Origin of the sequence: Collinsella sp. Sow4_E3 (assembly GCF_052116285.1) — a bacterium.
GTDB lineage: Bacteria > Actinomycetota > Coriobacteriia > Coriobacteriales > Coriobacteriaceae > Collinsella.
In genome coordinates this window covers 1-403 of record NZ_JBQKLJ010000136.1, presented here as the reverse complement: position 1 = coordinate 403, position 403 = coordinate 1, and the positions used below count along the sequence as shown (strand labels likewise).

General features: G+C 62.8%; 1 protein-coding gene. It reads left to right on the top strand.

Annotated elements, in window-relative coordinates; genetic code table 11:
- A partial coding sequence (locus ACTQ48_RS11630; RefSeq protein ID WP_441571097.1) for an amino acid permease occupies nucleotides 1-403 on the top strand: 403 nt, incomplete at both ends.

The following is a 403-nucleotide window of genomic DNA, read 5'->3' as shown; positions in this document are numbered from 1 at the left end:
AGGCGGCCGACTCCGAGTGGGTCCTCAACGGTGGCGCCCTGATCAAGGTCGCCGTTGCCGTCATCGTCGGCGCCCTGGGCATCTGGTATGCCATGGAGAACGGTTTCGCGAACGACATGTCCGCCGCCACCTTCCTGCCCGAGCTCACCAACACCAACGCCCTGGGCTACCTGTCCATCATCATCTTCAACTTCACGGGCTTCGAGGTCATCTGCACCTTCGCTAAGGACATGGAGAACCCGACCCACGACATTCCGAAGGCCATCATCCTGGGCGGCCTGACCATTGGCGCCATCTACCTGTTCGCTGGCTTCGGCATCGGCGCCGCCATCCCGGCCGACTCCATCGACCCCGACTACGGCATGATCTTCGCAGTCCAGACCATGGTGGGCGATTCCGTGCT